Annotated in this window: 5 protein-coding genes; 4 read left to right on the top strand and 1 reads right to left on the bottom strand. The window is 67.2% G+C overall.

The genetic code is table 11. The features are described from left to right. Positions 1-634: 634 nt before the first annotated feature. Both IH09_RS07660 and IH09_RS07655 read left to right on the top strand, forming a co-directional pair. Positions 635-3,034, top strand: a complete 2,400-nt coding sequence (locus IH09_RS07660) for a DEAD/DEAH box helicase (protein WP_052855325.1) — start codon at positions 635-637, stop codon at positions 3,032-3,034. Positions 3,035-5,060: 2,026 nt separating this feature from the next. Continuing rightward, positions 5,061-5,345 (top strand): LuxR C-terminal-related transcriptional regulator, encoded by a 285-nt coding sequence (locus IH09_RS07655; protein WP_052855350.1) that lies wholly within the window; start codon positions 5,061-5,063, stop codon positions 5,343-5,345. On the opposite strand, the gene IH09_RS38850 is transcribed toward IH09_RS07655, so the two are convergent. After that, positions 5,342-5,533 (bottom strand): hypothetical protein, encoded by a 192-nt coding sequence (locus IH09_RS38850; RefSeq protein WP_190233234.1) that lies wholly within the window; start codon positions 5,531-5,533, stop codon positions 5,342-5,344. The two genes, IH09_RS07655 and IH09_RS38850, sit on opposite strands and share 4 nt — an antisense overlap. Before the next feature lie 862 nt (positions 5,534-6,395). On the opposite strand from IH09_RS38850, the gene IH09_RS07645 reads away from it, so the two are divergent. Together IH09_RS07645 and IH09_RS07640 are read left to right on the top strand one after the other, a co-directional pair. Beyond that, the gene (locus IH09_RS07645) at positions 6,396-7,307 is read left to right on the top strand and encodes an SAM-dependent methyltransferase (protein ID WP_052855323.1); all 912 of its coding nucleotides are present in this window, start codon (positions 6,396-6,398) and stop codon (positions 7,305-7,307) included. A 189-nt stretch (positions 7,308-7,496) separates the two neighbouring features. Further along, complete coding sequence (locus tag IH09_RS07640) at positions 7,497-8,327, top strand: methyltransferase domain-containing protein (protein WP_052855322.1); 831 nt, start codon at positions 7,497-7,499, stop codon at positions 8,325-8,327. The last annotated feature ends 344 nt before the right edge of the window (positions 8,328-8,671 follow it).

Here is an 8,671-nt window from a genome sequence, read left to right as displayed (position 1 = left end):
GATATGCCCCGGCAAGCCGGGGCATAGAGCGCGAATTGCGCAAGCGCAATTCTAATTCCCGCGCAAGCGCGGGAATTGCACCGGCAAGCCGGTGCAAAGCGAATGACTTCGCTGACGCTCCGTCAAATTCCCCCGCAAGCGGGGGAATTGAATTCCGCAAGCGGAATTCTAAACAAGCTTCAATTCGCGCAAGCGCGAATTGCGAGGAACCCCGCAAGCGGGATTCCTGAAGCTGGCTACGAGGAGGTGTGCATCGCTCCGCAGGCTGTGTAGGGCCTGGGGATCCCAGCCACCACCCCCGCAACGAAAGTGACGGTCCGTCAAGCCCGACCGATCGGATGCTGGCCCCACCTCAGTGACGGGCTCCGCTGCGCTCCGCCCGAACCTCTCCCCCACCCTCGAAAACTCCGCTCACATTCACCGATACCCCGCCCTGCATACCCTATGAACCGTGCGTGTGGTGTGAGATGGGACCAGGAGTCAGCCTACAGGGCGAACATGCCGTGCGGGTGATGCATCACGGCTCTAGCTGTGTAGCATCTGGGTACAGACAGCAGCACCCCGGGCCCCTCGCTCCGCGCCGGACCTTCTTTTCTGATTGCGCGCTGAATTCCGCGAAAAGGAGAACACGGGAATGGCCGTGAAACTGCGTGACCATCAGATCGAGGCCGTGGCTGCCATTGTGCGCGGCCTCGATATCCCTCCGAGCGGCATTCCTGCCGATGGTCTGCGCGGGCAGGTGCATGCCGCGTGCGGAACAGGGAAAACCATCATCGCTGCGGCCTCCGCGAAAAGGATTGTGCCCAAGGGGCGCGTTCTCGTTCTGGTGCCGACGCTGGATCTCCTGACGCAGACCGTCCAGGCGTGGCGCGGGGCCGGGCACACGGGGCCGGCGGTCGCGGTGTGCAGCCTCAGCGACGACCCGGACCTGTGGAGCCTGAAGGTGCGCTCCACCACCAACCCGGTGCAGCTGGCGTTGTGGCACGGTGAGGGGCCCGTGACCATCTTCGGGACGTACGCGTCGCTGGGGGTGCTTGCTGAGGCTTTCGAGGGCGCCTACGGGCAGCAGCTCGCCCCGCTGGACCTCGCCGTGGTGGATGAGGCCCACCGCACTTCGGGTTCGATGGGTAAGGCGTGGGCCGGCATCCACAACCAGCACGTCATCCCGGCGTACCGCCGGCTGTACCTGACGGCGACGCCGCGGATCTGGCAGGAGCGGCCGAACTGGGGGGTCGCGGAGGGGGTTCGGGAGGCGCTGCCGAAGGAGATGGCGGCTTCGATGGACGATGAGGCCGTGTTCGGGCCGGTGCTCTACAAGCTGTCGCTGGCGTCTGCCATCTCGCGGGGCCTGCTGGCGCGGTACCAGATCATCGTCCTGGAGCTCCAGGACCCCATCGTCACTCCGGAGCGCCTCATGGGCGAGGAGCGGCACAGTGAGGAGGTGCGCGGGCAGCGGCTCGGGGCGCTCCAGGCGGCGCTTCTGCACACCATGGAGCAGCACCAGCTCCAGACGTGCATCACCTTCCACCACCGGACCATAGAGGCCGCGGCGTACGCGGAGGGCCTGGAGCGGGTCGCGAAGCGGCTGCACGCCGACCAGCCCGAGAAGTACCCGGCCGAGGTGTGGGCGGACTGGCTGTGCGGCGAGCACGTCGCGGAGCGCCGGCGGGAGGTGCTGGGCACGTTCGGCTCCACCGCCCGGCGGGCGGTCCTCTCGAACTGCCGTGTCCTGGGCGAGGGCGTCGACATCCGCGCGGTGGACTCCGTGGCCCTGCTGGACCCCAAGGGCGCCCCGCACGACATCGTCCAGGCCATCGGCCGGGCGCTGCGCCAAAAGCCGGGACAAGGGAAACTCGCTTCTCTGATCGTGCCGGTATTTCTCCGGCCCGATGAGCAGCCGGAGGATATGTTCACCTCGGGATCGTACCGGCCTTTGGTGAAGGTATTGGAAGGTCTGCGCGCGCACGACGAAGAGGCCGTGGAATTGCTGGCCATTCCGCAGGAGCCGCAGAAGGACGTGGCGCAGCCGTCCGAGTGCATCGGTGCAAAGCCCGAGGGCGGAGAGGAAGAATCCCGTCTCCTGCTTCGTTTTGCGGCTCCGCGTGACCCGGTGACGGTCGCGGACTGGATTTCCTTCAACGTGATCGACACGGAGAAGCAGGACTGGGCTCGCGGCTGGGCGTCGCTCAAGAAGTTCACCGCGCGTGAGCTTCATGCCCGTGTTCCGTACGGGCACAAGGAGGGCTCCTATCCGCTCGGGCAGTGGGTGGCGGAGCAGCGGCGGGCGTTCGGGGCCGGGCAGATGAACAGCCAACGCGCGTGCAGGCTTGAGCAGTTGGGCATGGTGTGGTCACCGGTGGATGAGCGGTTCCAGGAGAACCTGGAGGCCGCGAAGGCGTACTACGAGCAGCACTGGACGCTGTGCGCGCCCCGGACCGCGACGATGCTGGACCGGCCGATCGGGCAGTGGCTGTCCAACCTGCGGCGGCCGGGAGCCCTGGACGGGCATCCGGAGTGGAAGACGGCGCTGGCGGCCGTGGATGAGCACTGGGACCCCGCGTGGCCGGCGGAGTGGCAGCGGCACTACGCCGCGCTGCGGGAGCTGCTGACCGATGAGGAGGACCACTGCGACGTCCTGCCCGGGGTCACCGTGCACGGAATGGACGTCGGGAAGTGGCTGGCGAAGCAGCGTCAGCACACGGTCTGGGTGGGGCTGATGGAGAGGCAGCGTGAGCTCTTGGAGGCGGTCGGCGTCGTGCCGCTGCCCCCGGAGCGGGCGGAGCCCGCCAAGGCCCCCAAGGCGGCCGCGAGCGCGTTCGAGAAGGGCGTGGCGGCCCTGGAGCAGTACAAGACCCGCACCGGGTCTGTGACGGTCCCCAGGGGCCACGTAGAGGCGTTGCCGGACGGGTCGGAGGTCAAGCTCGGGGTGTTCCTGAGCAACAGCCGCAGTCGCCGGGCCAAGCTGACCACCGACAAGCTCCAGGCGCTCGCCGTGCTCGGGCTGGAGTGGGCGGCGGCGGAAGGGGCAGTGTGATGACCGCGAGCGGTCAGGAAGCGGGCTGGCAGGTGGTCAGCGCCGATCCGCGTCGGTCGCCGTCGATCGCCGGCTCGTACTCTGCAGCGGTACTGCTCGTAGGGCCTTGAGGTGGGTGTGGCTGAGTGCGACGTTGCTGAGTCGGCGTAGGTCGGCGGCAGAACCCATCAGTGTATGAAGGGGTGTCAGGCATACAATTCCGGCCACGGCCGGGAGAGAGAACCTGCTTCTCAAGCGCGATAGGTGCCCGAATGCGGTTACCGTCAGCCCGCTTCCCGCCCAAATGACCCGCGCCTCACACGCATACGCCATGGCGACGGAAGGCGGCCGGTAGCGCGCGTTACCAAGGTGGACTGTCCACACCGCCCGCCCTGGCGTCCCGGCGAATCCTGGATGGAAAGTCACATGGGCCCTAAAGCACCCAAGGTGGGTCAAGTCATGACCTCGGTCAGGAATTCAGCATCAGCCGATTCTGCGCCCGCACGACCGGTTGCTGGGCATGGATTCGGCCAGCTGATCACAAGTCGTTGACACGACTGCAAGAGGTCACAGAGACTCACATACCAGTGAGGATGATTCCGGTAGGGATGATTCCGGTAACCGGTCGAATTTCAGGAGGGAGCCTGGATTACCTGCGATGATGCCGGACAGCCAGGCACTGCTCGCACCTCTGTTCATCGGGATTTCACTTCACGGCGAAGCGGGCAGGAGGTGAAGGGGCGTCAGCACACGCTGTTCGTCACAGCGATGATTGCTTGATGCTTACCTAAGTTAATGGAATGTGCTCCACTCGCGCGGCTGGAGAAGAAAAGTGATGAGTACAGACGTCGCCTCGCCCACCGAATCGCGTGCCCTGACATCACCTGATACAGCACGCACCACGATCGACCGCATCGTCAATCGCACCGCATGACCGCACCACCTGCAGGCGCGACATCTCGATTGGAGTAGCCCTCCACAATGCTCCCTACTCACCACAGTTCCGCTCCCTCTGTCATCCGCTCCGAGTGGGAGCGCCGCGCGCAGGCCCACTGCGGGGCCAGGGCCCAGGGCCCGGCCGGCCTCCCGCTCGGCGAGGAGGGCGGGCTTGTAGCACCACTACGCCGTCGGCGGCTTCAACGAATCCGCGCGCGACTCCCTGAGGCCGAGCGGGTGGTGGCCGCCCTCGCCGAGACGAGCTGCATGGAGAACGAGCGGGTTGAGCCGGTCCCGCGGGCTCGCCCCGCCCTCCTCCGGCGCCCGCTTCGTCGCTGAGTTCGCGCGGGTGTCGCGCCCGCGTGACCGCTGGGCCGTTTCTCCCGGATCGCCGCGTGGACCGGATGGGGATGGCGGCGAGGTTGACGGTGGAGGTCTTGTCACAGCCGGCGACCATGCCGTGCCACCGCTTGGGCTTGTCGACGCGGCCCTCGACGGTGGTGCGCTGCTTGTAGGCGTCGCGGTCGAAGGCCGGCGGTCTGCCGCCACGGCTGCCGAGACGCTTGCGCTGGGGCTGTTCGGCCGGCCGGCTGCGGGCTCACGGCCCGGACACCGCGCCGCCGCAGGTGGTCGCGGGTCGCCCGGGACGAGCACGCATTGCCGCTGAGGACCGTGTCCGGTGTGGTCCCGGGCCGGCTGATCGGCCGGGGACCACTATCGCGGCCTCGCGAAATGCGGGTGCGTCACCGTGCCGGCCATGCGTGATGGCGAGCGCGAGCGGACGGTGGCGATGTCGAGGGCCTTCTCGGCATCGGCATGGGCGAGCAGGGCGGTGGAGACCTTCGCCAGGTATCCTCGGCAGCCCACTTCCCGCAGACGGTTGTGGACGCCTTTCACAGGCCAAAACGCTCACGCGGGTCCATCCATGGAGTCTCTGCGCGGTAGTGGTACGCGTTCGGGTCGGTCACCTGCCGGTGATCACGCGACCGCCCCCCCCGCTTCGGTGTCCGGTCGGCAACGACGGCCCGCTCCTCGCCCACTGGACATCGACCAACGATCGGATCGTCCGAAGCACACGGCCCGGCCGGGCTGCACGGAATGGATGGGTGCCATGGCTATTGATCAGAAATGCCGCGAAGTGTCCGAGCCGCTCGATGACTGGGTTCCCAGTTCGATCCAGGTCAGGATCCTGGAGGGTGTTGCGGCCGGCCTGTCCAGCGGGCGGCTCTCGCGAGAGCTGCACCTGAGTTCGAAGACCATCGATTACCACGTCCGTGTCATGTCCGACAAACTCCAAGCGCCGAATCGTGTCGCGCTGGTTTCGAGGGCGTTCGTCCTCCAGATTCTGCGGACAGACACATGGCCCCCGCGTATAGCCCCGGAAGCCATGGATTAGTGCCGGGAGTTGGTGAGACCGTATTCCGCACGCTTGTGTCCGACCGGCTGCGTCCGCGCCGTCCGCCAGGCTGCGGCGGTGAGTTCGGTGATCTGTCGCGGCGTGGCGTCGATGTCGGCGGTGGGTGTGGGGGTCGTCGACCGCACCGACACCGGTGCGATGCCGCCGGCCGGCACCGTGCTTGCCATGGTCCGGCGGGAGGTCCGTCGCCGGAGTACCCCGGCGGCCAGTTCACTCAACAGTGCTCCTCACTGGGTGTGGTGAGCGGTCGTAGCCGGCCTTTCGGGCGGGTTCGGACCGGCCGCCAGGCGTGACGCCGGTCCGGCCGGCGGCCTCGTGTGCCGGCGACGCCGGGGAGAACCGCGTGGTGGCCGCGGCCGGTTCGGGCAGGCCGGGACGACGGCCGGCGCGGCTCGGTGCCGCGTGCTCTCCCCGACCGCATCCTTGCCGGTGTCGTCGGCGACGGGAATCGTTTGGTCCCGATCGGTTACGGTCCGTCCGCCGCTCCGTTCCGCGCCACGGCGTCCGCGCCGGAACGTCTGGCTCGCGTCGCCGGACAGGGCGTCCATACCGGTCGGTGGAAACCGCGTCCTTCTCGGGGAGTCTTATCCGCCGTTGGATGCCGGCTTAACAGCCGGACTTGAAGCACGACCTTGGGTGCCGTCCAGCGGCTACCAATCCAGAGGGTAGTCCAAATCCGCTCCTGCACCGCCCTCTTTGGGGTTTTCCCTAAACCGGAGAAGGCGCATGCCGCATCGTTGACACGCCCAGAGCAGCCCTTCAGGATGGTGTCCAATAGTCGCCACTCGATTTCGGTACCACTCAGGGATTCCGGGTCATTAGTGCGGCTTCACGGATCGGCTGATTGTCCTCGGTGCCGGGTGACTCTCGTATGTGCGAAAGGTGCCGGCACAGTTGATGAGCATGGAATCCGTCCGGTGATCCTTGCTGAACCAGGAATCCTCGCCGAAATGGTGGCGAGCGCAGCCTGACGTTCGAAGCAGGCCATTCGCCAACGTTGTCAGCATCCGAGCTCTGGAGGAGTGACCCGTGTCGAATCTGGATGAGCTTTCAAGTTCACCTCAAGCAGCGCTGGACCCTCAGGATGAGGTGAAAATAGTCGGTCAGTACTACGACGACAAGACAGCCAAACTTGTCCGCAAGTACGGGCCTGGTCCCAGGATTCACTATCACGTAGGTTATTACCCTTCCTTCGAAGCGCCGCCGCGTGCTGACGATGTGACACCGAACGATATTCGCGGCAGCATACGGCGTCATCAAGAGGATCTGCTGCGGTATGCGGCCAAGATCTGGGACGCCGAGCAGCGGCTGTCGGGCAGGGTCCTGGATGTCGGCTGCGGTCTCGGCGGGGGCTCGCTCTTCTGGGCGGAGGAGTACGGCGCCGACGTCACGGCGGTCACCAACGCGCCGGAGCACGCGCCGGTGGTCGAGGGGTTCGCGCGGGAATGCGGCGTGGGCGGGAGGGTTCGCGCACTGGTCAGCGATGCGAAGCAACTGCCCCTGGACAGCGGCCCCTACGACGCAGCGGTAGCGATCGAGAGCAGCGGATATTTCGACCGTCCGCTGTGGTTCGAGCGGCTGGCACGCGTGCTTCGTCCGGGCGCGAGTGTGTGCATCGAAGAACTATTCATCACGCGCCCGCACGGGGCCGATGTGTGGGCCGAGTACTTTTACACGAAACCTGCCACGGTGCTCGACTACGTGAAGGCCGCAGAGGCCGCGGGTTTCGAATTGGTCGATGACGTCGACGCCACGGCGGCGACCGCACCGTTCTGGGAGGAGAGTGTCGCCTGGACGGAGGCGGTACTGGACAGCGACAGCGGTCTCTCGCCGGTTGATCGCAGGCAGCTGAGGATATCTCTGCTGGCGAACCGGGCACTTGGCGCCGAGTGGCAGGCCGGGGGCGCGCGGCTGGGTTTCTTGCGCTTCGAGCTGAAGTAAGCAAGGGGCGGGCAGAGACGCGGAAAATCAGGCAGGCGCTGGGCTGGGGTTGCCCAGCCCAGCGCAGCGGGTTTCCGCCCGCCTTCGAGGTAACCGCCGAGTTCCATCGCGGTCGACCAGGGTTTTCGCCGGCCGGTAGGGCTGCGAGTCGCGGCTTTCCGCCGCCTTCACAACGATACGGAGTTTTTCATGACGCTCGATCAGTCTCCCGCTCACAGCGATGTCCTCAACGTGTATGACGGGTTCGGCCGGATCTACGGTTCCGCGTGGGGCCCCAACATCCACTACGGCTACTGGGAGAACGACGCCGACGACAGCTCCGTCGAAGAGGCCACGGACCGCCTGACCGACCTGATGATCTCGGGTCTCGCCGCGCAGCCCGGCCAGCGGGTCCTGGACATCGGCTGCGGCATCGGCTACCCCGCACAGCGGCTCGTCCGCACTTCCGACGTGGACGTGGTGGGCATCACCGTCAGCCGGATCCAGGTGGCGGATGCCACCAAGCTCGCGGCCGAGGCCGGGCTCGCCGACCGGGCCACGTTCCAGTTCGGGGACGCGATGGACATGCCCTTCCCCGACGGCTCGTTCGACGCGGCCTGGGCGTTCGAGTCGATGTGGCACATGCCCGACCGGGGCCAGGTGATCTCCGAGGCCGCCCGTGTCCTGCGCCCCGGGGGCCGCCTCGCCATCGCCGACGTCATCCAGCGCGACCCGATCACTCCTGAGGGACGCGTGGTCCTGGACCATGTCGTCGAGCACTACGGGGTGCGCTCCTTGGGCACTGTGGACGAGTACCGCAAGGCGCTGGCCGACAACGGTTTCGTCGACGTGGAGATCACCGACATCACCGACAACGTCATCCGCACTCTTGGGCTGATGGCCGACGCCGTGGAGACCGTCCGCGACAAGCTGGCCGAACTGGTCGGCGAGGAACAGGCCGCCTCACTCCTCCACTTCATGCGCGAGTTCGGGTCCGTCCCGGAGAGCGGCTATCTCTTCCTGACCGCGGTCCGCGCCTGACCTCGAGCGCCGTTCCCGGGCATCTTCAGCCGGCCGCCGCTCGGCCGGCTCGGAGAAGCCCACCTGTGCGGGAAGCGAAGCACGACGAGCGAGGCTCCCGGTTCTGCCGCACCCGGCCTGCTCCGTGCGCGCGGGAGAGCGGCCGGCGCCGCGAGCTTCGCCCGTCTCCAGCACGTTGGGGTGGTGTACCCGCGCGGGTACACCACCCCAACGTGGTGAGACGGCGTGCTGTTCCGGGCCCCCTGCCGGCCCCGGCAGGCCCGCACGTTCGACGGCGGGGTCCGGGCCGGCCGTGCCGCCTGCACGGCGGCACGGTTCGCTCCGGCCGCGACAACCGTGCCCGC

This window comes from Streptomyces celluloflavus, assembly GCA_000720995.1.
Lineage (GTDB): Bacteria > Actinomycetota > Actinomycetes > Streptomycetales > Streptomycetaceae > Streptomyces > Streptomyces celluloflavus.
This window is presented reverse-complemented; position numbering and strand designations above follow the sequence as displayed.

Excerpts from the sequence above, each read along its gene's own strand:
- IH09_RS07660 (WP_052855325.1), top strand. The coding sequence starts at position 635 with ATGGCCGTGAAACTGCGTGACCATCAGATCGAGGCCGTGGCTGCCATT.
- IH09_RS07655 (WP_052855350.1), top strand. The coding sequence starts at position 5,061 with ATGGCTATTGATCAGAAATGCCGCGAAGTGTCCGAGCCGCTCGATGAC.
- IH09_RS38850 (WP_190233234.1), bottom strand. The coding sequence starts at position 5,533 with ATGGCAAGCACGGTGCCGGCCGGCGGCATCGCACCGGTGTCGGTGCGG.
- IH09_RS07640 (WP_052855322.1), top strand. The coding sequence starts at position 7,497 with ATGACGCTCGATCAGTCTCCCGCTCACAGCGATGTCCTCAACGTGTAT.